The sequence below is a fragment of the Pantoea sp. SIMBA_079 genome, assembly GCF_046940275.1.
GTDB classification, from domain to species: domain Bacteria; phylum Pseudomonadota; class Gammaproteobacteria; order Enterobacterales; family Enterobacteriaceae; genus Pantoea; species Pantoea borealis.
This window is the reverse complement of sequence record NZ_JAWRYR010000009.1, coordinates 99,613-122,560: the sequence shown is the minus strand read 5'-3', so window position 1 is coordinate 122,560 and position 22,948 is coordinate 99,613. Positions and strand designations below refer to the sequence as shown.

Genomic DNA, 22,948 nt, shown 5'->3' with positions numbered 1-22,948 from the left:
GAATTTAAGGGATATTTGAAATGGCAGCTAAAGACGTAAAATTCGGTAATGACGCACGCGTAAAAATGCTGCGTGGCGTGAACGTACTGGCAGATGCAGTAAAAGTTACCCTGGGCCCGAAAGGCCGTAACGTGGTTCTGGATAAATCTTTTGGTGCACCGACCATCACTAAAGATGGTGTGTCTGTTGCGCGTGAAATCGAGCTGGAAGACAAGTTCGAAAACATGGGCGCACAGATGGTGAAAGAAGTCGCCTCTAAAGCAAACGATGCAGCAGGCGACGGCACCACCACCGCAACCGTACTGGCACAGTCTATCGTTAACGAAGGCCTGAAAGCCGTTGCGGCCGGCATGAACCCGATGGATCTGAAGCGCGGTATCGACAAAGCCGTTATCGCTGCTGTTGAGCAGCTGAAAGCGCTGTCTGTACCTTGCCAGGATACCCGCGCAATCGCGCAGGTAGGTACCATTTCTGCTAACTCCGATGAGAGCGTCGGCACCCTGATCGCCCAGGCGATGGAAAAAGTGGGTAAAGAAGGCGTGATCACCGTTGAAGAAGGCACCGGCCTGCAGGACGAGCTGGACGTGGTTGAAGGTATGCAGTTCGATCGCGGCTACCTCTCTCCTTACTTCATCAACAAGCCAGAAACCGGCGCAGTTGAGCTGGAAAGCCCGTTCATTCTGCTGGCTGACAAAAAAATCTCCAACATCCGTGAAATGCTGCCAGTACTGGAAGCCGTTGCAAAAGCGGGCAAACCACTGCTGATCATCGCGGAAGATGTGGAAGGTGAAGCACTGGCAACGCTGGTGGTGAACACCATGCGCGGTATCGTGAAAGTGGCTGCGGTTAAAGCACCAGGCTTTGGCGACCGTCGTAAAGCGATGCTGCAGGATATCGCTATCCTGACCGGCGGTACCGTGATCTCTGAAGAGATCGGTATGGAGCTGGAGAAATCCACGCTGGAAGATCTGGGTCAGGCGAAGCGTGTCGTGATCAACAAAGATACCACCACCATCATCGATGGCGTGGGCGATCAGGGTGCTATCTCTGGCCGCGTATCGCAGATCCGTCAGCAGATCGAAGAAGCGACCTCTGATTACGATAAAGAGAAGCTGCAGGAGCGCGTAGCGAAACTGGCAGGCGGCGTAGCCGTACTGAAAGTAGGCGCCGCTACTGAAGTGGAAATGAAAGAGAAGAAAGCCCGCGTTGAAGATGCCCTGCACGCTACCCGTGCTGCGGTAGAAGAAGGCGTGGTAGCAGGCGGCGGCGTCGCGCTGGTACGCGTTGCTGCTCAGCTGACCGATCTGCGTGGTCAGAACGAAGATCAGAACGTGGGTATCAAAGTTGCGCTGCGCGCAATGGAATCTCCACTGCGTCAGATCGTGTCCAACGCCGGTGAAGAGCCTTCTGTTGTAGCAAACAACGTGAAAGCAGGCGACGGTAACTACGGTTACAACGCGCAGACCGAAGAGTACGGCAACATGATCGACTTCGGTATCCTGGACCCGACCAAAGTAACCCGTTCTGCGCTGCAGTACGCGGCCTCTGTGGCAGGTCTGATGATCACCACCGAGTGCATGGTTACCGATCTGCCTAAAGGCGACGCACCTGATTTAGGCGCGGGCGCAGGCGGTATGGGTGGCATGGGCGGTATGGGCGGCATGATGTAATTGCTCCCGACAGCGTAAGCTATCTGCGAAACCCCCGACCGGAAACGGTCGGGGGTTTTTCTTTTGCTGGCGAACAGGGTATAAGTAGGGACGCGATCTTTCGGCTTTGCGGGTTCAGGGCAATGAATGTTCAGAAAAAAAGTGCGCTTTTCTGCTACGCTGCCGCCCGACACTGATGATAATAAAATGGGGATTACAATGCGGATTAACCTCTTGCCCGGACTGGCAGCGGGCATCATGCTGCTGGCGGGTTGCAGCAGCTCAAATCAGCTGAGCGCCGCTGGCGAACGTGTCACGTTTGTCGATGAGCAGCCAGCAAGTCAATGTCAGCTTCTGGGCAACGTCACCGGCTCACAGAGCAACTGGCTGAGCGGTGCAGGCGGCGAAAACAGTGCATTACGCGGGGCTGCCAACGATCTGCGTAACCGGGCGGCTGAAATGGGCGGCAACGTTATTTATGGTGCCACCAGCCCGACGCAGAATCTGCTTTCTGCGTTCGCGCCGCTCGACAGCAAAATGACCGGCCAGGTTTACAAGTGTCCGTAAACGCGCCGCGATAAAAAAGCCGCTGATGCGGCTTTTTTTGTTTTTGATTTCGGTGGCTGCATGATCGCCATCCCCGGTAGCTGACCGGGCACGTTATTCCTGACGCAGCTGCAGGTCCAGCGGCGTTTTGCTCGGCTCACCGCCAATCTCACGCGCCAGTCTGGGGACCATATAGCCGGAGACCCGGCTGAGCAGCTGGCGCATCAGCGCGCGCGCTTCCGTATCTGAAACAAAGAAGTGGGCAGCGCCCTGAACTTTGTCGAGCACGTGCAGATAGTAGGGCAGAATGCCGGCATCAAACAGCGCGTTGCTCAGTTCAGCCAGCGTATCCGCATTATCATTGACGCCGCGCAGCAGCACGCTTTGATTCAGCAGCGTTACGCCCGAGCGCTTTAGCAGCTGCAGGCGCGCGCGCAGCGCATCATCAATCTCCTGCGCGTGATTGATATGGCTTACCAGCAGCACCTGCAGGCGGGTGTCAGCCAGCAGCTGACACAGCGTTTCCGTAATGCGTGCCGGGATCACCACCGGCAGGCGGCTGTGAATGCGCAGGCGCTTCAGGTGCGGGATCTGCTCCAGCGCCGCAATCAGCCAGGCCAGCTCATGATCTTTAGCCATCAGCGGATCGCCGCCGGAAAAAATAATTTCATCCAGCTCCGGGTGTGCAGCAATATAGTCAATCGCTGCCTGCCAGTTACGCTTGTTGCCCTGATTATCCTGATAAGGGAAGTGACGGCGGAAGCAGTAGCGGCAGTTAACCGCACATCCCCCTTTGACCAGCAGCAGCGCGCGGTTTTTATACTTATGCAGCAGGCCCGGCACCACGCTGCTCTGTTCATCCAGCGGATCGGTAGTGTAGCCCGGCGCATCGGTAAATTCCTGGCGGCTGGTCAGCACCTGCAGCAGCAGAGGATCGCCGGCATCGCCGTGGCGCATGCGCTGAATGAAGGCGCGCGGCACGCGCAGGGCAAAAAGCTGGCGTGCAGCGTGGCCGGCAGCCAGTTCCGGATGCTGTTCGAGGCCTAAAAGTTGCAGTAATTCAGCAGGATCGGTGACAACATCAGCAAGTTGCTGCAACCAATCTTCTCTGACAGGGGAATTTAGGGTTACAATGTGTGCCATTTTTTTGGCTATTACCAGTTAATATCTACAGAGGGCCTTTATGGCGACTTATCTTAGCAACGATTTTCGTTCCGGTCTTAAAATCATGTTCGAAGGCGAACCGTATGCCATCGAATCCAGTGAATTCGTAAAACCGGGTAAAGGCCAGGCTTTCGCACGCGTTAAAATGCGTCGTCTGCTGACCGGTTCTCGCGTTGAGAAGACCTTCAAATCTACCGACTCTGCCGAAGGCGCAGACGTTCGTGATATGACGCTGCAGTACTCTTACAACGACGGTGACTTCTTCTACTTCATGCACCCTGAGTCGTTTGAACAGTACCAGGTTGAAGCCAAAGTACTGGATGACGTGACCAAGTGGCTGCAGGACAACGCAGAGTGTATCGTAACCCTGTGGAACGATAAACCGATTGCCGTTCAGCCGCCAAACTTCATCGAAGCAGAAATCACTGAAACCGATCCGGGCCTGAAAGGCGATACCGCAGGTACCGGCGGCAAGCCAGCGACCCTCTCTACCGGCGCAGTGATCAAAGTGCCACTCTTCGTTCAGATTGGCGAAGTGGTGAAAGTTGACACCCGCTCGGGTGAATACGTTTCCCGCGTAAAATAAGCACGACATCAGCACTCAATCAGGCGCATCAGTGATGCGCCTTTTTTTATGGCCGCGAAACGCGATGCCGGCGTGAATTTTTCCGGGGCACAGCTACCAGGGCTGCAGAAGCAGGCTATGCTTTAAAAGCTGTACTTTTACTGCAACCAACAAGGATATGGCTATGTTTAAGAAAAGTATTGTCGCAATTTTCTCTGTGCTGGTGCTCTCTTCAGTACTGAGCGGCTGTAACACCACGCGCGGCGTTGGTGAGGATGTTGAAGCGGGTGGTCAGGCAATTCAGCGCAGCACCCAGTAAAATCTGCCGGTGCGAAAGCCTTCGCACCGCTCTTCTTCTCGCCTGACCTGCCGGATCCTCTTCCGCTACGCCTCGTTGTTTGCAGCTTCTGTTCCGGGTAGACTTCCACCCCTTATTCGTATGAGGAGTCATCACCATGAGCGAAACGGCAAGCTGGCAGCCGAGCGCACCCATTGCCAATTTGTTGAAACGCGCCGCGATTCTGGCGGAAATCAGGCGTTTCTTTGCCGATCGCGGCGTGCTGGAAGTGGATACCCCGGCAATGAGCCAGGCCACCATCACAGATATTCACCTGGTGCCGTTTCAGACGCGTTTTGTCGGACCTGGCGCCAGCGAAGGTCGCGATCTCTGGCTGATGACCAGCCCGGAATATCATATGAAACGGCTGCTGGCCGCCGGCAGCGGGCCGATTTATCAGATGGGGCGCTGCTTCCGCAATGAAGAAGCGGGGCGCCATCACAATCCTGAATTCACTATGCTGGAGTGGTACCGCCCGCACTACGATATGTATCGTCTGATGAACGAGGTGGACGATCTGCTGCAGCAGGTGCTGGAGTGTGACAGCGCAGAATCCCTCTCCTATCAGCAGGCGTTTATCCGTCATCTGGAGGTTGATCCGCTCTCTGCGGATAAAACGCAGCTGCGCGAAGCCGCGACAAAGCTTGGCGAGGGAGAGCTGGCGCAGCGTGAAGATGACCGTGATACGCTGCTGCAGCTGCTGTTTATGCTGGGCGTGGAGCCCAAAATTGGCAATGACAAACCCTGCTTTGTCTACCACTTCCCGGCAAGCCAGGCTGCGCTGGCGGAGATCAGTACCGAAGATCATCGCGTTGCTGAACGCTTTGAGGTTTATTACAAAGGGGTTGAGCTGGCGAACGGGTTTCGCGAGCTGACCGACAGCCGCGAGCAGCGTCAGCGTTTTGAACAGGATAACCGCCGTCGCGCGGCACGCGGACTGCCGCAGCATCCGATTGACCACTATCTGCTGGATGCGCTGGCGCACGGTATGCCAGCCTGTTCCGGCGTGGCGCTGGGCGTAGATCGTCTGATTATGCTGGCGCTGAAAGCCAGTGCGCTGAGCGACGTGATCGCGTTTCCGGTCGACAGAAGCTGAGAACGTCAGGTTAAGCGCGGCGCCTGATGGCGCCGCGGCTTACTGGGCGGTGGTCACGGGCGCGGCAGCTTCCGGAAACTCCTGAATCGTGACCGGCAGCGTCATTTTCTGCTCATTACGCAGGATCTGCACATCAATCACTGAACCGGGGCGGATTTCTGCCACCTGATCCATCGTCTCCTGCGCGGAAAGGGCAGGCTTGCCATTGACCTGCAGCAGCACATCGTTGGCCTGGATCCCGGCGCTGTCTGCCGGACCGCCCGGCGCTACGCTGTTAACAATTATTCCCTGTACGCGATCGAGATTGCTGCCCTGACCGTGCAGCGGCGGCAGTTCACGTCCGGTGATACCGATATAGCCGCGGATCACCCGGCCGTCGCGGATCAGCTTATCCATGATTTTTGCGGCCAGCGCGGTAGGGATCGCGAAGCCGATACCTTCCGGTGTTTCTCCGTCGTTGCTTTTATCAAACGTCAGCGTGTTGATACCCATCAGCTCGCCGAGCGAGTTGATCAGGGCGCCGCCCGAGTTGCCCTGATTAATTGAGGCATCGGTCTGCAGGAAATTTTGCCGGCCGGAGGAGCTCAGCCCGATGCGTCCGGTCGCGCTGATAATGCCCTGTGTGACCGTCTGCCCGAGATTATAGGGGTTGCCAATCGCCATCACGACGTCACCAATGTGTGCTATCCGCGCGGCATTAATGGGGATAACCGGCAGGCCTGATGCGCTGATTTTGAGCACGGCTAAATCGGTCATAGCATCGGAGCCTACCAGGGTCGCCTCAAAAAAGCGGCCATCCTGCAGCGCCACGATGATCTGATCGGCGTTATTGATAACGTGCTTGTTGGTCAGGATGTACCCTTTCGCGTTCATGATCACACCCGAACCCAGAGTGGTGATGCCGCGATTATTATTACCGTGGGCGCTGCGGTTGTAGACATTGACTACGGCGGGCACGGCGCGGCGCACCCCCGGGTTAAAACTGAAAGGGGTTTCGTCAGCGCTGCTTTCATGATCAAAAGTGACGTCACTGCCCATACGCAGCGCCGGAATCGCAACAAGCAGCAAGCCTGCTACGATCAGGCCCATCACCACTGCACGCAAAAGTTTAAGAAACATGGTGTTATTTCAAGCCAGGTGAGATCGCAGGGCAGAATAACATGAGAAAGGCGGACACACACCTGCTTGTCCGCCTGTCGGTGGGATTATCTCAGCAGCAGATAGATACTCTCGTCGCCGCGCACAACATTCAGCGCCAGCACCGGCGGTTTGCCCTCCAGCACTTTACGCATCTCGGCGAGGCTCTGTACCCGGGTACGGTTCACACCAATAATCACATCATCTTTCTGCAGGCCGACCTGCTCAGCGGGCGTGCCTTTTTCGATGGTGTCGACTTTAACGCCTTTATCGCCTGTTTTGGTGTTGCCGTCGCTCAGCTGCGCGCCCTGCAGGGCAGGAGACATCAGCTGCGCACTGGCGGTGCTCTGCGCGCTCTGCTCCAGCGTAACGGTCACGCTGACCGGCTTACCGTCGCGCAGCAGGCCGAGTTTCACCTGCTGGCCTGGCGGGGTGGTGCCTACTTTAACGCGCAGCTCGGCGAAGCTGGCGATCGGCTTGTCGTTGATAGAGGTGATGATATCGCCCGACTTTATCCCCGCTTTCTCTGCGGCGGATTTTGGCAATACCTCAGAGACAAATGCGCCGCGCTGTGCGTCAACGTTGAACGCTTTCGCAATATCCGCCGTCATCTCTGTGCCTTTGATCCCCAGCTGGCCGCGCTTCACTTCGCCGAACTGAATCAGCTGCTGCGCCAGGTTGATCGCCATATCACTGGGGATGGCGAAGCCGATGCCAATATTCCCGCCGCTTGATGCCAGAATCGCGGTGTTGATACCGATCAGTTCGCCGTTCAGGTTAACCAGCGCGCCACCGGAGTTGCCGCGGTTGATTGCCGCATCAGTCTGGATAAAGTTTTCGAGACCTTCAAGATTAAGGCCGCTGCGGCCGAGTGCAGAGATGATCCCGGAGGTGGCCGTCTGACCCAGACCAAACGGGTTACCGATGGCCACCGCAAAGTCGCCGACTTTCAGCGCATCGGAATCTGCGATTTTCACCTGCGTCAGGTTTTTAGCCCCTTCGACCTGAATCAGAGCGATATCTGTCTGTTCATCATGACCAATCAGTTTGGCATCATATTCATTGCCGTCGCTGAGCTGGACGCTGATTTTATCCGCGCCGTTCACGACGTGGTTATTCGTCAGAATGTAGCCTTTTGCCGCATCAATAATGACACCTGAACCCAGACCTTCAAACGGCTGAGGCTGCGACTGGCCGGGTGCCTGGCCGAAAAAGCGCTTCAGCGGTTCCGGGATCTCCTGCGCCTGCTGGCCACTGTCGCTGCCCTCTACATGCACGCTGACCACCGCCGGCAGTACTTTCTCCAGCATCGGGGCAAGGCTCGGCAGTGCCTGGCCCTGAATCTGCGCCGGAAGCGTGGCCATCGCCCCTGGCGTTGCGGCCAGGCTCATGCTGATACTCAGGGCCAGTGCGCTTAATAGTTTTGTTTGTTTTTTCATGGGTTATCAGGCTCTCGCTGCGAATAGGGGAGTACAGGAAGTGTGACAATCGTTTACTGCAAGTGTTCGAAACAAAAAGGGCACCGCATGAGGCGGTGCCCTGAAAAGATTAATTGCGGGTTGGCGTGTTGCGCTCGCTGCCGCGCAGTAATCCGGAGGCACCTTCAGAGTAGTCGCGCGGGATCTGAACCGGCGCCTGATCGTTATCTGCTTCCGCTTCCGTCAGCTGATAGGCAAACGGATTTTTTTCGCCCGGCAGATTAGGCAGCAGATCGTTAGATCCTTTCGCCATATGCTGATACAGCTGGCGATAGTCGCGCGCCATATTATCCAGCAGCTCTGCGCTCTGGGCAAAGTGGTTGGTGAGCTCTTCGCGATAATCCGCCAGCTCAGCCTTTGATTTTTCCAGCTCATACTGCATGCTGCGCTGTTCCCGCAGTTTTTTGTTGCCAAAACGCATAGCGACTGCGCCGACAATAATGCCAATCACTAAACCAATCAGCCCGTATTCCCAGGTCATAATAACTCCCGTGTAATTTCCGTTGCTTCGTAGGGCATTGCTTCAACTTCAACTTCAGTTTCACTATGAGTCACTATACCCGTTAATCTGCAGGAAGTGGAACTATCGGACTGTATCGCTTAGTGTAGAGCGGCCTAATTTTCAGCAACCGACACGTGAATCGGACTTTTCAGGGATTCAGAGAGAACCATGCAAACCTCATCTCCGCTTGCGCGCTATGAGCAGGCGCTGTCGCAGGGCGAGTTCCGCCCGGACGACGTACAACGTGAAGCTATTACCCGCCTGGACGCTATCCAGCAAGGGTTGATTGCCCGTCAGCAGCCGCGTGAAAACAGCAGTCGCGGATTGCTGGGACGCCTCTCCCGGCTGGTCAGCAAGGAGAAAGCAGCGCCAGAAGCACCGGTACGGGGCCTCTATATGTGGGGCGGCGTCGGCCGGGGAAAAACCTGGGTCATGGACCTGTTTTTTCAGTCAATTCCTGGCGATCGTAAACTGCGGCTGCACTTTCATCGCTTTATGCTGCGGGTGCATGAAGAGCTGACGCAGCTGCAGGGGCAAAGCGATCCGCTGCAGATTGTGGCCGACCGTTTTAAAGCGGAGACCGATATTCTCTGCTTTGATGAATTTTTTGTCTCTGACATTACCGATGCCATGCTGCTGGGTACGCTGATGGAGGCGCTGTTTGCACGCGGTATTGCTCTGGTCGCCACCTCCAATATTCCGCCGGATGATCTCTACCGCAACGGTCTGCAGCGCGCGCGCTTCCTGCCCGCTATTGAACAGATCAAACAGCACTGTGAGGTCATGAACGTGGATGCCGGCATCGACTACCGTCTGCGTACGCTGACGTCGGCACATCTGTGGAATCATCCGCTTAACGACGCCACGCAGGCGGAGATGACGCGCATGTTTCGTGCGCTGGCGGGCGGAGCGCCCGAGGATGCACCGGTGCTGGAGATTAACCATCGGGAGATGCCTACCCGGGGGGTACATGAAGGCGTGCTCGCGATCGATTTTCTGACGCTGTGCGGGGCGGGGCGCAGCCAGCATGACTATATCGAGCTGTCGCGGCGCTTCCATAGCGTACTGCTGTTTGATGTGCCGGTAATGATTTATAAAACCGAAGATCAGGCGCGCCGCTTTCTGGCGCTGGTGGATGAATTTTACGAACGCCATGTCAAGCTGGTGGTAGCAGCAGAAACCTCGCTGTTTGAAATTTATCAGGGAACCCGGCTGAAGTTTGAGTATCAGCGCTGTCTGTCACGCCTGCAGGAGATGCAGAGCGAGGAGTATCTCCGGCTGCCGCATCTGCCGTAACGCCTGGCCAGAAATCGTGAATTTTGTCGCAAAAAGGTTCGATTTTTAAATCTGACTTCTCTATAATCTTGCGACCCCACGTTACAGCACAGCATTTCTTTTCCCGGAAAGCTGTGTGATCCGGTAACTCTACCTGAGGGGGTGGGCTTGCTGGGCGAAATGGTCGCGTGAGCCTCAATCGTTAACTTAGCGTTTGGGATTTCACCAACGTGTAACTTTTATTTGGGTAAGCTTTTCAATGAAAACTTTTACAGCTAAACCAGAAACCGTACAGCGTGACTGGTATGTTGTTGACGCAACTGGCAAAACCTTGGGTCGCCTGGCGACTGAACTGGCGCGCCGTCTGCGTGGTAAGCACAAAGCGGAATACACTCCGCACGTTGACACCGGTGATTACATCATCGTTCTGAACGCGGACAAAGTTGCTGTAACCGGCAACAAGCGTACCGACAAGATTTACTATCACCACACTGGTCACATCGGTGGTATCAAGCAGGCGACCTTCGAAGAGATGATTGCCCGCCGTCCTGAGCGTGTGATTGAAATCGCGGTTAAAGGCATGCTGCCAAAAGGCCCACTGGGTCGTGCTATGTACCGTAAACTGAAAGTTTACGCAGGCAACGAGCACAACCACGCGGCGCAGCAACCGCAAGTTCTTGACATTTAATCGGGATTATAGGCAATGGCTGAAACTCAAAACTACGGCACTGGTCGCCGCAAAAGCTCTGCCGCTCGCGTCTTTATCAAGCCGGGTAGCGGTAACATCGTAATTAACCAGCGCTCTCTGGAGCAGTACTTCGGTCGCGAGACTGCACGCATGGTCGTGCGTCAGCCGCTGGAGCTGGTTGATATGGTTGGTAAACTGGATCTGTACATCACCGTTAAAGGTGGTGGTATTTCTGGTCAGGCTGGTGCGATCCGTCACGGTATCACCCGCGCTCTGATGGAATACGACGAATCTCTGCGTGCAGAACTGCGCAAAGCGGGCTTTGTTACCCGTGATGCTCGTCAGGTTGAACGTAAGAAAGTCGGCCTGCGTAAAGCACGTCGTCGTCCTCAGTTCTCCAAGCGTTAATTGCTTACTGCTTCGGCAGTGTCAATTGGCTCAAAAAACCCGCTTCGGCGGGTTTTTTATTGGCCGTTACGCTGGTAAAGCAGTGTAAAAACGCGAGCTTTCCCGGCTATTTGCCCGCAAATACGTAACCCCGCCCCACAAGCTGCTTAAAATCTGGTAAACTCACTGACACTTTGCGCCCGCGAGCCGCGGCCTGAACTGACGCTCCGCTCCGGACATGAGCAGGCTATCAGTGCTGCCCTGCCGTGTGCGAGTCCGATGAGCAGGTGAGTCGCCGTGTGGTTGGCTATTCGCAGTATATTTTTGTGAACAAACTTGGAGGTTTTCATGGCTGTCGCTGCCAACAAACGTTCGGTAATGACGCTGTTTTCTGGTCCGACTGACATTTTCAGCCATCAGGTACGTATCGTACTGGCTGAAAAGGGCGTCAGCGTGGAGATCGAGCAGGTTGAACCAGATAATCTGCCGCAGGATCTGATTGACCTCAACCCGTATCGCACTGTACCTACGCTGGTCGACCGTGAACTGACGCTGTATGAATCACGCATCATCATGGAGTATCTGGATGAGCGTTTTCCGCATCCTCCGCTGATGCCGGTTTATCCGGTTGCACGTGGCGAAAGCCGTCTGATGATGCACCGCATCGAGCAGGACTGGTATAGCCTGCTGCGCACTATTGAAACCACCAGCGGTGCTGAGGCAGATGCCGCGCGCAAACAGCTGCGCGAAGAGCTGCTGGCGATTGCGCCGCTGTTTGCCCGCACGCCGTTCTTTATGAGCGAAGAGTTCAGCCTGGTGGATTGCTACCTGGCGCCGCTGCTGTGGCGTCTGCCGCAGATGGGCGTTGATCTGAGCGGTGCCGGCTCTAAAGAGCTGAAAGGTTATATGACACGCGTATTTGAACGTGATTCCTTCCTCGCCTCGCTGACGGAAGCTGAACGGGAAATGCGCCTGCAGGCTCGGGGCTAAGTATGGAAATGTCGCAACTCACCGCGCGTCGCCCCTACCTGCTGCGGGCATTTTACGACTGGCTGCTGGATAACCAGCTGACGCCGCATCTGGTAGTGGATATCAATCTGCCTGGTGTACAGGTGCCGCTGGAGTATGCGCGCGACGGACAGATCGTGCTGAATATTGCGCCGCGTGCGGTAGGCAATCTCGATCTTTCTAATGACGAAGTGCGCTTTAACGCGCGCTTTGGCGGCGTGCCGCGTCAGGTTTCCGTGCCGATGGCAGCGGTCATGGCTATCTATGCGCGTGAAAATGGCGCGGGTACCATGTTCGAACCGGAACCGGTCTACGACCAGGCGATGGACGATCAGGAAGCGGGTCACGAAGAGACGGTGATGTCGGTTATCGATGGCGATCGCCCGGATGATGCGCCGGATGAGGATCATTCTCCTGACGACGAACCACCGCCGCGCGGCGGCCGTCCTTCACTGCGCGTCGTTAAGTAATCTCTCTGCGTAAAAAAAACGGGCCTGATGGCCCGTTTTTTTATGCTGTGACTCAGTAGACGTCACGCAGATAGCGTTTATCTTTCTTCAGCTGATCGATATACGCTGCGGCACGCTCTCCGGACAGGCCGCCGCATTGACGTACCACTTCATACAGCGCGGCGTCGACATCTTTCGCCATACGCGATGCATCACCGCAGACGTAAAAGTACGCGCCTTCCTGCAGCCAGGCGTAAAGCTCGGCGCCTTTCTCCAGCATCCGGTTCTGCACATAAATTTTCTCTTCCTGATCGCGCGAGAAGGCGAGATCGAGGTGCGTCAGCAGACCGCTCTGCTGCCAGCCATGCAGCTCATCATTGTAGATATAATCATGTTCCTGATGCTGATCGCCGAAAAACAGCCAGTTTTTACCTTTCGCTTCCGTTGCCTGACGTTCCTGCAGAAACGCGCGAAACGGTGCAATACCGGTGCCCGGCCCGACCATAATCAGCGGCGCATTGCCATCAGCTGGCACGCGGAACGCTTTGTTGGGCGAAATAAAGATTGCCGGTTTCTCGCCGCGACGTACGCGCTCAGCCAGATAGGTAGAACAGACGCCTTTACGCTCGCGTCCGCCGCTGTGATAGCGCACAGAAGCGATGGTCAGGTGCACCTGATCGGGATGCGCTTTGGCGCTGGATGAGATGGAGTAAGCGCGGTGCTGCAGCGGACGCAGCATGGCCACAAATTCCGGCACCGACAGGCTGCGCTTCAGCTCCAGCTGCAGCAGATCGAGGCTGTCTTTGCCCCACAGCCAGTTGGCCAGCGTATCTTTATCATCGTGCTGCAGTACATGCAGCAGCTCCTGGTTGGCGGTGTGCTGGCCAATCCACTCGATCAGCTTGCGTGACGGCTCGGAGATCTCAAACTGATAGGTCAGCAGATCGCCCAGATTGCGATCAAAGCCCGGCACCGGCGTTTCATAATCTGCTTTCAGCTCAGTCAGCAGCAGCGAGACCAGGGCAGCGTCGTTGACCGGGATAATACCCAGCGCATCGCCCGCTTCATATTTCAGGCCACTGCCGCTGAGGTCAAACTCAAAGTGGCGGATATCTTTAGCCGACTGTTCGCCAGAAAGGCGTTTATTGGTGATCAGTGCAGCCGCAAACGGGTTCTGTTTATTGCTGCCGGGAATAACCGGTGCTTCCGGTGCGCTTTCCAGCACGGTACCGCTGCTGCCGGCGCTGGCCGCAAACTGTGGCATCGCGCTGCCAATCCAGGCATCGGACGGCTCTTCAAAATCGATATCGCAGTCGATGCGATCCACCACCCGGCGGGCCCCCAGCTGTTCAAGACGCATATCGATAAATTTACCCGCCTGGCAGAAACCGTCGTAGCCGGTATCACCAATTGCCAGTACGGCAAAGTGCATCTGCTCCAGGCGCGGCGCGGTGCTGGCTGAAATCGCCTGCCAGAACAGCTGCGCGTTGTCAGGCATTTCCCCTTCACCATAGGTTGAGGTCACAATCAGCACATGACGCATGGTCGTGAAGACTTCAAGATCCACCTCGCCCAGCGCCTGCACCACCGGTACCAGACCTTTGGCACGCGCTGCTTTGGCTGCAGTCTGGGCCAGCGCTTCGGCATTGCCGGTCTGAGAGCCGAACAGAATGTGCAGCTGCGTGGTCGCGCCGGCGCCGGCGGAAGGTGCTGTCTGCTTATCGTCCAGCACTAACAGGCGCGAGTGGAGACCGGCGAGAAAGCCCGCCAGCCAGTATTTCTGCTCACCGTTAAACGGTGCGTCTTCAGGAATGTAAGGAATCTTCATGATACGGGTACTCAATCCTGTTAGTAATGTTCACTCTTAAGGCTCAAATGCCGGGCTGACGCGATCAGGAAAGTTTTCCGACCGCCGCCGCAATCTCCGGGAGCGCCGCACGCGCAAACAGCTCTTCAAAGTCCGGCAGGTGACCCAGCACATCGCGATGGCGCGCATCCTGATAAATGATCCAGCCATAGGTCGCCAGACTATCCATGGAACGGATATTACGCTGCGTTAAAGCCGCTTTGTAATCCGCCATGCGTTTTGCCGCGATCAGGCTTGCCAGCTCATCATCGCTGTAGCTCTCAATCGCCGCACGGGCGTGCCGCTGCAGCTTGCTGACCAGCGAGAAGTCCTCAGTCATCAGCAGGTTGCGTACGGCTTTTTCAACTGCCGGATCTTCCACTGCGGTGCCTTTCGGCAGCTTGCCCAGCGCCAGCTGCTGCGCAAAACTCAGCACGGTGTAGTTGTTAAGCAGGACAAACATCTCCTGTGTATCGGTTGCACCGTAGGCGGGCACGGCCCCGTCAGCAATGGTTTTGCCGCTGCGCCACGCCGCTTTGAATTTGGCTACCTGATGCGCAGCCAGCGAGGTTGACAGCTCTTCCAGCAGGTCTTTGCGTGATTTTGCTTTCAGGATCTCGCCGCCATCCTGGTAGAGCAGCAGCGAACGCGGCATGACGTAAACAAAGTGCTGGCATTCGCTCTCCCAGTTCGCCAGCAGCCAGGCCGCGCGCGGTGAACGCGTCGCTTCCAGATGCCAGTTCAGCATGGTCAGTACCGCCTGCTTATGCACGCGCGCCATCTCGTTGTCATCCGCAATGGAACCAAACAGTACGGAGTCTCCCGCCGCATGGCCGGCAAGGTTGCCATACGGATCATACTGGTAAGCGAAACCGCCACTCATGCCGTTGCCAAAGCCTTTGCCAAACGTGCCGAGGTTCAGGATGGCGCCGTTGGTCATATATTCGCAGCAGAAATCGCCCACGCCTTCCACTACGGCAGTGGCGCCGGAGTTGCGTACCGCGAAGCGATCGCCTGCCTGGCCCTGCACAAACAGCCGGCCACCGGTTGCGCCAAACAGCGCAAAGTTGCCGATCAGCACGTTGCCGTCGCTATCCTGCGCGCCGCCGCCGGGTGACATGACCACCAGCTCACCGCCGCACTGGCCTTTGCCTACGCCATCGTTGCAGGTGCCATAGTGCTGCATCAGCATACCGTCGTTGCAGAACGCTCCGAATGACTGTCCGGCTGCGCCCTGGGTATGGATGTGCACGGTGCGTGGCGCCAGGTAGTGACGCCCGCGGTCGTCTTTCAGTACTGCCGGCAGCACGGTACGCTGCTCAGCAGGCAGCGTATGGTTCAGCAGCCGCTCAATATCGATAGCCAGCTGTCCGCCGACGCTTTTGTTGCGGTTGTTCAGCGTCACGCCGTTGCCCAGGGTAACCTCACGGCCTGCCTGTTCAATCAGCTGCGACGTCACTTCTGTAACCCAGCCATCGTCGAGCGTGAAATCTTTTTCCAGATAGACCGGATGCGCGATTTTCTGTTCCGGTACCACTGTCAGCATGGCGCGCAGATCGAGTTTGCCCACTTCCAGCGGGTGATCCATCAGGTGCAGCAGATCGGCACGGCCACGCGCTTCACGCAGCGAGCGCAGGCCGAGGCGGGCAAGAAACTCACGCACTTCCTGAGCCACGTTAATAAAGTACTGTGCCAGCTGTCGCGGATCGCCATCAAAAGCTTCAGCATTAGTGGTCAGGCCTGCCGGGCATTTCACGTTGCAGTTCTTCGCCATGACACACTTCAGCATCATCAGGGCCGTGGTACCAAACTCAAAGCTGTCGCCGCCCAGCAGCGCAGACTTGATGACGTCGCTGCCGGTCTGCTGCGCGCCGGAGCAGCGCAGCTGTACTTTATCGCGCAGGCCATTGGCACACAGCGCCTGATGCACCTCAGCAATACCGATTTCCGCCACGCGGCCGGTATATTTCAGGCTGGTTACCGATGCCGCACCGGTTCCGCCGGTATTACCTGCCACGTTAATCACGTCGGCGCCGGCTTTGGCCACGCCAACGGCAATGGTGCCGATGCCCTCTGAGGAGACCAGTTTGACAATAACGCGCACGCGCGCAGCTTTGCAGTCGTGGATCAGCTGTGCCAGATCTTCAATAGAGTAGGTGTCATGATGAGGCGGAGGCGACACCAGCTCTACACCCGGCGTACCGCCGCGGGCGGCAGCAATCTCTACCGTGACCTTAGGCGCCGGCAGCTGACCGCCCTCACCAGGTTTTGCACCCTGACCAATTTTGATCTCCAGCTCTTCCAGCATTGGATCGGCCAGATAGGCCGCCCAGACGCCAAAACGTCCTGATGCCAGCTGTTTGATGCGTGAAGCGCGGATCGTACCGTGACGCGAATAGTGCTCACCGCCTTCACCACAGTTACTCATGCCGCCCACCATGTTGGTGCCGTGCGCGACGGCTTCATGTGCGGGCGCCACCAGCGCACCGTGGCTCATCGCACCGGAGGCGAAGGTGCGGGTGATTTCGTGTGCCGGCTGGATCTCCTCCAGCGGCAGCGAAGGCAGCGCCGTAAAGATTTTTGCCAGATACTCTGCGGCCTTTCCATAGGCGGTAATGTGCAGCACATTCTCTTCTACTCTGCTGCTCTCAATGTCATCCCGGAAACGGGTGCTGAGCGCGCGCGCCAGCGCTGCCAGACGCTCCTGCTCTGGTTTCAGACCGGCAATCGCGTCGATCAGGCGCAGCTCAAACTGGTTCAGGCTGCCCGCGGCGGCCTGACACTGCAGGCCACGGATGGCGAAGCCATTGTTAACCAGTGAATAGCGGCCCAGCTTGCGGCCAAATTCCGCTTCACTGTCCACGTGAGTCAGATCGCAGGGCAGGGCAAGAATATCGCGCAGGGCTGCCGGACGGCGTTTACGCTCGGCATGCATCAGGCTGGAGAACTGGCGGTAATCCGGCGTGATGGCAAAAGTATCGATGACCGCGTTCGGGATGCGCTCAAAGCTGCTCTCTTTAAAGCTGTCCGCTTTAATGCCAAACGCGTTCTCCAGTCTGGCGAGCGTCATCAGACGGATAAAATTATCCTCTTCGCGCGCTTTATCGGTAAAGCGGATCGGCTGTTCCGTCATATCGATGAAGGTCCGCACGGCGATGGTGCCATAGGAGTGACCAGCACCTTCCGCCCGCTCTTTGAACAGGCCAAGCAGCGGCACTTCCGCTTCACCCTGAATTTTCAGCGCGCTTTGATGCCAGTCTACTGCCATCTGGGCGATCGCCGGGAAGCCTGCACCCCCCACCGGGGTTTTAATATTCGGGAAATATTTTTTCAGCACCGGATCTTCAGTATCGAGAAAATTAGGCTCAAAGAACTCACCGCAGCTGTAGCTCTCAACGGTGCAGAGGCCCACTTTGCCCATGGTTTTCATCAATGCTTTTTCAGCGGCTTTGGCATAGCGCCTGAACGCCTTGTTACCCTCTTCGCCTTCACCAAATTTCTCTTCTGCGCGCATCTGCACGCCCAGCGGGTAGACGGCGGAAGCACCAAAGCCCAGCGTGGCGGCGATATGGTGCGATGAGATGCTCTGACCGCTCTCGACCACCAGAGAGACATCCAGACGCAGCCCTTCCTGCACCAGACGCTGGTTAATGGCGGAGATCACCAGCAGCATCGGCATGGCGGCATGCGTGGTTGAAACATGACGATCGGTGATAACGGCAATGCCGCCCTGCGCGCGGGCGAAATCCACCACCTGCTGAGCCAGATTGTCGATCGCTTTTTCCAGCGCGCTGGCGTTAGCGGCGCGGCTGACGATATCTTTGCCTGTCACCGGCTCATAGAGCATTTCAAAACGCGCATAGGGCGCCACGTTCTGCTCGCGAAGGCGCAGCATATCAAGATGAGTCAGGATCGGACTGGGAACAATAATCTGCTGGCCTTTGCTGCGGCCAAGGTGCGGTTTAGCCCCCAGCGCTACGCGCAGCGTCATGCCGTCCGCTTCACGGATAGAGTCGAGCGGCGGGTTAGTCACCTGCGCAAAACGCTGCGAAAAGTAGTGCGCCATGCCGCCTTCATGATCGGAAAGGCCGTTGATGGCGTTGCCGTAACCCATTGCTGAGATCTTTTCAGCACCGGTTTGCAGCATCGGATCCATCATGAACTTGAAGCTTTCCTGGTTGTAGTAGTAAGCAACAAAACGCTGATAGGTTTTGAGATCGCCGCGATAGCGCAGCGGAGAGCCAAGCTTCTCGGCCGGAATTTCCGGCAGCTCGTGCAGCTCAACGCGTGCCGCCTGCAGCAGGGCACGGTAATCTTTTGCAGCCGCCAGTTTTTCCAGTGCTTCAGTCGTGGTATAGGCGCGCTTTTCTTTGTGATCGTAATAGAGCATGCCGCCCGCTTCGATGCGGCCGCGACGCAGCACGCTTTCTGGCGGAAACGCAATCTGACCCGCTTCTGACATGGCACCGATATAATCAGCGGTTTCCACTGAACGCAGCGGACGCAGGCCCAGGCGGTCCAGACGTGCACCAATCACCTCGCCGTTGCCAAAAATCAGCGCGGCCGGGCCATCATTTTTCTCTTCATACAGTGAAAAGTACTCCAGCATCGCACGCACGTCAGCGGAGAGTGAACTGTCATTCTCCCACGCCGGAGGCATCATAGAGACCACGGCGGTGATCAGGTCGAGATCATCTTCCATCAGGCGGCTGTGAATGCTCTGGTCAAGACGCGAGCTGTCGGACTGGCCTTTAGGACGGACAATTTTTTTACCTCGCGCCAGCATCAGTGCGGCTTCCGCAATGCGGTTTTTACGATCGGTATTCAGCTCTCCGTTATGCGCCATCAGGCGGAACGGCTGTGCCATAGTGGTGTGGGGATCGGTATTGGTAGAGAAGCGGGTATGGAAAAAGAGCCCGCGCACCTGGTGATCGCTGTCGGTAAGATCTTTGAAGTAGGGGATCACTTCGTTGGAGTTCAGACGCGCTTTAAACACCTGCGTGCGTGAAGAGAGTGAGAGCGGATAGAGGCCGCCAAACTCACTTTCGGTAAACGCGCGCGCTTCGATATCCAGCAGCGCCCGGTAGATCTGCCGTTCAAATTCAGTCTGATTCGTTAACGCAGGCGGTGCGGCAAAAACCCACTGCACAATCGGCAGCTGAAAAGCCACGGCGGCAGGGCGTGTCACGCTGTTATCCAGCGGCATGTCGCGCTTCAGCAGCACCGGGAAATTCCATGCGGCCAGGGTCTCTTCAACCAGGCGTTCCGCATTAGCCCGCAGCGTGGCATCTTTCGGCACAAAAAAGTTGCCGACGCCAAACTGGCCAGCTTCCAGCGCCTGACCGGTTAATTTACGGAAAAAGTTAAGCGAAAGATCGACGTTAATGCCGGCACCATCACCGACACCCTCTGCGGACATCCCGCCGCGATGCGGCACGGTACAGAGTGCGCTATGCGCCATCTGCAGAATGTCATGTGTCTGCTCGCCGTCCTTGCGGGTAATAAAACCTACACCACAACTATCGCTGCCTGCGGCCGGATCGTACAAACCATAGGAATGAGGTTTTTGCGTGGACATTGAGAGTCTCCTTAAACTGCTTTAGACATTGCCTGTTCTGTTTCAGGCACAGAGCGCTGACGCGTGCTGTATCACTGGTTTTTTCCGCATTAAGCGCGGGCGTCGCAACACCGAGCAATGACTCTCAGGATCCGGGTATAACGTCCTTGATGAGTTGCTCTTCAATCCGGTCTCTAACGGGAGATAACTTGCATCCAGAGGGAGTCTTCTTGCTGCATAGATATGTCGAGACACAGTCCCGACTGGAAAGCATCCAGCGGAATTTCAACTTATCGGGAAAGCGCACAGAGGTCAAATAGCCAGCGCTGAGCCATATATCTGCAGTAAAAATGGCATAACTGCATGAATTTTATTGATTTTAAGAGTAAATTTATGTCAATAATCGCTAAATTAAACCCCTGCTAAGTGTGAGCCGTCTCACTATCTGCAGGCGGCGATATTACCTCTCCCTGCTGGTACAATCGCTTATGGCAGCATAAAATATCGTAACTGTGCAAGCTGGCATTTCATGTATCTGTTTTTCTTATGGCGTCTGTTTTGAATTAAATTCACATCTGTATAAGTAAAATTAATCAGAAATTGACTGAGTAAAAGTTCATTAAATATGAATTGATATGCAATGAAGGAGGGTGGCACTATGCTGAGGAATCAGCTGCCACAAGAGAAAGAAAGCAATCAGGTCTGACGCTTAGCTGCGCACAGACGGCCTTTCAGATTATTCACCTGTGCAAATTAGTCAAGTGCTTTACTCAGTGTGCGCCAGATGCGGCAGAAACCGGACGCAGATGCACTATTATGGGGCGTGAAACAGGCGCAATATCCCGGTCAGCCCGGGCAGTTACAGGCTAATTACGTTATGATGGCGCCATTCGTTCAGGGGATCTGCCATGAAACAAATTCGTCTGTTAGCTCAATATTATGTCGACCTGATGGTCAAACTCGGTCTGGTACGCTTTTCACTGCTCCTGGCATCAGCGCTGGTGGTGCTGGCGATGATTGTCCAGATGGCGGTAACCATGGTACTGCGCGGGCATGTGGAAAGTATCGACGTGGTGCGCTCGGTCTTCTTCGGCCTGCTTATTACCCCCTGGGCGGTCTATTTCCTGTCGGTTGTGGTCGATCAGCTTGAGGATTCGCGTCAGCGGCTGTCAAAGCTGGTTGATAAGCTGGAAGAGATGCGCACGCGCGATCTCGAACTTAACCAGCAGATGAAACAGACCATCACGCAGCTGAATCAGGAGATCAGCGATCGCATCAGCGCTGAAGAGGCGCGTAAACAGGTGATGGATAAACTGCGTGAAGAGATGGCGCGCCGCGAGCAGGCGCAGATTGAGCTGGAGCAGCAATCCTCGTTCCTGCGCTCATTTCTGGATGCGTCGCCCGATCTGGTCTTCTACCGCAATATCGACAAACAGTTTTCCGGCTGCAACCGCGCCATGGAGCTGCTGACCGGGTTAAGTGAAAAACAACTTATCGGACTGACGCCGCGCGATATTTATGACGATGAAGCAGCAACTAAAGTGCTGGAAACAGATGAAAAAGTGTTTCGCCATAATGTATCACTCACCTACGAGCAGTGGCTGCAATACCCGGATGAGCGCAAAGCCTGTTTTGAGATCCGCAAAGTGCCCTATTACGATCGGGTGGGCAAACGCAGCGGGCTGATGGGGTTCGGGCGCGATATCACTGAACGTAAGCGCTATCAGGACGCGCTGGAGAACGCCAGCCGGGAGAAAACCACCTTTATTTCGACCATCAGTCACGAGCTGCGCACGCCGCTTAACGGCATTGTGGGCCTGAGTCGTATCCTGCTGGATACGGAGCTTAGCCAGGAGCAGCTGAAGTACCTGAAAACCATCCACGTTTCTGCTATTACGCTGGGCAATATTTTTAACGATGTGATTGAAGTGGACAAAATTGAGCGGCGCAAAGTCCAGCTGGATAACCAGCCGCTTGATTTCACCGGTTTCCTTGCCGATCTCGAAAATTTATCCGGCCTGCTGGCCCAGCCGAAAGATCTGAAATTTGTTATGCAGCCTGCGCTGCCGCTGCCGCATAAAATTCTGGCTGACGGCACCCGTTTACGGCAGATCCTGTGGAACCTGATTGGCAACGCCGTGAAATTCACCCGCGAGGGAGAAATTGTTGTGCGGGTCGCGTATAGCGCGAATGAAACGCTGCGTTTTGAAGTTCAGGACTCAGGAATGGGCATCCCGCAGGAGGAGCAGGACAAAATCTTTGCCATGTATTATCAGGTTAAAGATCAGCACGGCGGTAAGCCCGCAACCGGCACCGGTATCGGGCTGGCGGTATCGCGTCGCCTGGCGCAGGCAATGGGCGGTGATATCACCGTCAGCAGCGCGCCGGGTAAGGGCTCCTGTTTTGTGGTTGAAGTTAACGCCCCGCGCGTGGCTGATGAAGTGGAAGATGCCGATCTGGATGACAGCCTGCCGCTGCCGGCGCTGCACGTCCTGCTGGTGGAGGATATTGAACTTAACGTGATTGTTGCCCGCTCAGTGCTGGAGAAGCTTGGCTGCAGCGTTGAGGTCGCAATGAATGGGCATGATGCACTGAGCCTGTTTGATCCGCAGGAGTTTGACCTGGTACTGCTGGATATCCAGCTGCCGGACATGACCGGGCTGGACGTTGCGCGCGCTATTCATCAGCAGCACAACGGCGTGCAGCTGCCGCCGCTGGTCGCGCTGACGGCTAACGTGCTCAAAGATAAAAAAGAGTATCTCGATGCCGGCATGGATGACGTATTAAGTAAACCACTGGCGGTACCGGCGCTGACGGCAGTGATCAAAAAGTTCTGGGATTATCAGGGCGAGGCACAAGAGACAGATATGCCTGTCGCTGATACGCAGTCGCGCATGCTGCTGGATGTGGCGATGCTGGAGCAGTATATCGAGCTGGTAGGGCCTGACTTAATTACGCAAAGCCTGACGATGTTTGAGCAGATGATGCCGGGTTATCTTGATGTTCTTGATTCCAACATGATGGCGCGCGATCAAAAAGGCATTGCTGAAGAAGGGCATAAAATTAAAGGTGCTGCAGGCTCGGTAGGCTTGTTGCATCTGCAGGCGCTGGCAAAACAGATTCAGTCGCCGGAATTGCCGGCATGGTGGGACAACGTGCAGGAGTGGATCGATGAACTCAGGCAGGAGTGGCGCCAGGATGTGGCTGTTCTGCGCGAATGGGTTGCTGAGCGGGAAAAGCAGAAGCACTAAAAAAAATGACCCC

At 56.1% G+C, this 22,948-nt stretch carries 17 protein-coding genes; 11 read left to right on the top strand and 6 right to left on the bottom strand.

The window, feature by feature from the left end:
* Window positions 1-20: 20 nt before the first annotated feature.
* Together groL and SB719_RS13305 are read left to right on the top strand one after the other, a co-directional pair.
* Window positions 21-1,670 (top strand): chaperonin GroEL, encoded by a 1,650-nt coding sequence (gene groL / locus SB719_RS13310; RefSeq protein ID WP_065650308.1) that lies wholly within the window; start codon window positions 21-23, stop codon window positions 1,668-1,670.
* Between the two features lie 198 nt (window positions 1,671-1,868).
* On the top strand, window positions 1,869-2,216 hold the full coding sequence (locus SB719_RS13305; protein WP_039385686.1) for a DUF4156 domain-containing protein: 348 nt from the start codon (window positions 1,869-1,871) through the stop codon (window positions 2,214-2,216).
* 93 nt (window positions 2,217-2,309) lie between these two features.
* Here SB719_RS13305 and epmB read toward each other — a convergent pair whose 3' ends face one another.
* Window positions 2,310-3,338 (bottom strand): EF-P beta-lysylation protein EpmB, encoded by a 1,029-nt coding sequence (gene epmB / locus SB719_RS13300; RefSeq protein WP_293004928.1) that lies wholly within the window; start codon window positions 3,336-3,338, stop codon window positions 2,310-2,312.
* A 40-nt stretch (window positions 3,339-3,378) separates the two neighbouring features.
* Here epmB and efp point away from each other — a divergent pair, with 40 nt between their 5' ends.
* The 3 genes from efp to epmA all read left to right on the top strand — a co-directional run bounded on the left by efp (window position 3,379) and on the right by epmA (window position 5,357).
* Complete coding sequence (efp, locus tag SB719_RS13295; RefSeq protein ID WP_039382139.1) at window positions 3,379-3,945, top strand: elongation factor P; 567 nt, start codon at window positions 3,379-3,381, stop codon at window positions 3,943-3,945.
* A 163-nt stretch (window positions 3,946-4,108) separates the two neighbouring features.
* Window positions 4,109-4,243 carry an entericidin A/B family lipoprotein gene (locus SB719_RS13290; RefSeq protein WP_039382142.1) on the top strand — a complete coding sequence of 45 codons (135 nt, stop codon included), beginning with the start codon at window positions 4,109-4,111 and terminating at the stop codon, window positions 4,241-4,243.
* Window positions 4,244-4,379: 136 nt separating this feature from the next.
* Window positions 4,380-5,357 (top strand): elongation factor P--(R)-beta-lysine ligase, encoded by a 978-nt coding sequence (epmA, locus tag SB719_RS13285; protein WP_304235767.1) that lies wholly within the window; start codon window positions 4,380-4,382, stop codon window positions 5,355-5,357.
* A 39-nt stretch (window positions 5,358-5,396) separates the two neighbouring features.
* Here the strand turns inward: epmA and degS are convergent, their stop codons facing one another.
* From degS to zapG, 3 genes are all read right to left on the bottom strand, one after another.
* Window positions 5,397-6,476 (bottom strand): outer membrane-stress sensor serine endopeptidase DegS, encoded by a 1,080-nt coding sequence (degS, locus tag SB719_RS13280; protein ID WP_065650305.1) that lies wholly within the window; start codon window positions 6,474-6,476, stop codon window positions 5,397-5,399.
* Window positions 6,477-6,562: 86 nt separating this feature from the next.
* Window positions 6,563-7,933 (bottom strand): serine endoprotease DegQ, encoded by a 1,371-nt coding sequence (gene degQ, locus SB719_RS13275; RefSeq protein ID WP_293004926.1) that lies wholly within the window; start codon window positions 7,931-7,933, stop codon window positions 6,563-6,565.
* 109 nt (window positions 7,934-8,042) lie between these two features.
* A complete protein-coding gene (gene zapG, locus SB719_RS13270) occupies window positions 8,043-8,453 on the bottom strand; it encodes a Z-ring associated protein ZapG (RefSeq protein ID WP_065650303.1) in 411 nt (136 codons plus the stop codon).
* A 189-nt stretch (window positions 8,454-8,642) separates the two neighbouring features.
* On the opposite strand from zapG, the gene zapE reads away from it, so the two are divergent.
* The 5 genes from zapE (at window position 8,643) to sspB (ending at window position 12,302) form a co-directional block, all read left to right on the top strand.
* A complete protein-coding gene (zapE, locus tag SB719_RS13265; protein WP_292975871.1) occupies window positions 8,643-9,770 on the top strand; it encodes a cell division protein ZapE in 1,128 nt (375 codons plus the stop codon).
* Window positions 9,771-10,008: 238 nt separating this feature from the next.
* Complete coding sequence (rplM, locus tag SB719_RS13260; RefSeq protein WP_039382157.1) at window positions 10,009-10,437, top strand: 50S ribosomal protein L13; 429 nt, start codon at window positions 10,009-10,011, stop codon at window positions 10,435-10,437.
* Between the two features lie 15 nt (window positions 10,438-10,452).
* On the top strand, window positions 10,453-10,845 hold the full coding sequence (gene rpsI, locus SB719_RS13255; RefSeq protein WP_039382160.1) for a 30S ribosomal protein S9: 393 nt from the start codon (window positions 10,453-10,455) through the stop codon (window positions 10,843-10,845).
* Window positions 10,846-11,172: 327 nt separating this feature from the next.
* Window positions 11,173-11,814, top strand: coding sequence for a stringent starvation protein SspA (gene sspA, locus SB719_RS13250; RefSeq protein WP_039382163.1), 642 nt, complete (start codon window positions 11,173-11,175; stop codon window positions 11,812-11,814).
* Window positions 11,815-11,816: 2 nt separating this feature from the next.
* Entirely contained in the window at window positions 11,817-12,302 is a 486-nt protein-coding gene (gene sspB, locus SB719_RS13245) for a ClpXP protease specificity-enhancing factor (protein ID WP_065650301.1), read from the top strand.
* A gap of 52 nt (window positions 12,303-12,354) precedes the next feature.
* Here the strand turns inward: sspB and SB719_RS13240 are convergent, their stop codons facing one another.
* Together SB719_RS13240 and SB719_RS13235 are read right to left on the bottom strand one after the other, a co-directional pair.
* Window positions 12,355-14,109, bottom strand: coding sequence for a sulfite reductase subunit alpha (locus tag SB719_RS13240; protein ID WP_065650300.1), 1,755 nt, complete (start codon window positions 14,107-14,109; stop codon window positions 12,355-12,357).
* A 64-nt stretch (window positions 14,110-14,173) separates the two neighbouring features.
* Window positions 14,174-19,705 (bottom strand): glutamate synthase-related protein, encoded by a 5,532-nt coding sequence (locus tag SB719_RS13235; RefSeq protein ID WP_304235774.1) that lies wholly within the window; start codon window positions 19,703-19,705, stop codon window positions 14,174-14,176.
* An 887-nt stretch (window positions 19,706-20,592) separates the two neighbouring features.
* Here SB719_RS13235 and arcB point away from each other — a divergent pair.
* Window positions 20,593-22,935, top strand: coding sequence for an aerobic respiration two-component sensor histidine kinase ArcB (arcB, locus tag SB719_RS13230; protein WP_412159291.1), 2,343 nt, complete (start codon window positions 20,593-20,595; stop codon window positions 22,933-22,935).
* The last annotated feature ends 13 nt before the right edge of the window (window positions 22,936-22,948 follow it).

Bases quoted from the DNA above. Each gene is read 5' to 3' on its own strand.
- groL (WP_065650308.1), top strand. From the start codon at position 21: ATGGCAGCTAAAGACGTAAAATTCGGTAATGACGCACGCGTAAAAATG.
- SB719_RS13305 (WP_039385686.1), top strand. From the start codon at position 1,869: ATGCGGATTAACCTCTTGCCCGGACTGGCAGCGGGCATCATGCTGCTG.
- epmB (WP_293004928.1), bottom strand. From the start codon at position 3,338: ATGGCACACATTGTAACCCTAAATTCCCCTGTCAGAGAAGATTGGTTG.
- efp (WP_039382139.1), top strand. From the start codon at position 3,379: ATGGCGACTTATCTTAGCAACGATTTTCGTTCCGGTCTTAAAATCATG.
- SB719_RS13290 (WP_039382142.1), top strand. From the start codon at position 4,109: ATGTTTAAGAAAAGTATTGTCGCAATTTTCTCTGTGCTGGTGCTCTCT.
- epmA (WP_304235767.1), top strand. From the start codon at position 4,380: ATGAGCGAAACGGCAAGCTGGCAGCCGAGCGCACCCATTGCCAATTTG.
- degS (WP_065650305.1), bottom strand. From the start codon at position 6,476: ATGTTTCTTAAACTTTTGCGTGCAGTGGTGATGGGCCTGATCGTAGCA.
- degQ (WP_293004926.1), bottom strand. From the start codon at position 7,933: ATGAAAAAACAAACAAAACTATTAAGCGCACTGGCCCTGAGTATCAGC.
- zapG (WP_065650303.1), bottom strand. From the start codon at position 8,453: ATGACCTGGGAATACGGGCTGATTGGTTTAGTGATTGGCATTATTGTC.
- zapE (WP_292975871.1), top strand. From the start codon at position 8,643: ATGCAAACCTCATCTCCGCTTGCGCGCTATGAGCAGGCGCTGTCGCAG.
- rplM (WP_039382157.1), top strand. From the start codon at position 10,009: ATGAAAACTTTTACAGCTAAACCAGAAACCGTACAGCGTGACTGGTAT.
- rpsI (WP_039382160.1), top strand. From the start codon at position 10,453: ATGGCTGAAACTCAAAACTACGGCACTGGTCGCCGCAAAAGCTCTGCC.
- sspA (WP_039382163.1), top strand. From the start codon at position 11,173: ATGGCTGTCGCTGCCAACAAACGTTCGGTAATGACGCTGTTTTCTGGT.
- sspB (WP_065650301.1), top strand. From the start codon at position 11,817: ATGGAAATGTCGCAACTCACCGCGCGTCGCCCCTACCTGCTGCGGGCA.
- SB719_RS13240 (WP_065650300.1), bottom strand. From the start codon at position 14,109: ATGAAGATTCCTTACATTCCTGAAGACGCACCGTTTAACGGTGAGCAG.
- SB719_RS13235 (WP_304235774.1), bottom strand. From the start codon at position 19,705: ATGTCCACGCAAAAACCTCATTCCTATGGTTTGTACGATCCGGCCGCA.
- arcB (WP_412159291.1), top strand. From the start codon at position 20,593: ATGAAACAAATTCGTCTGTTAGCTCAATATTATGTCGACCTGATGGTC.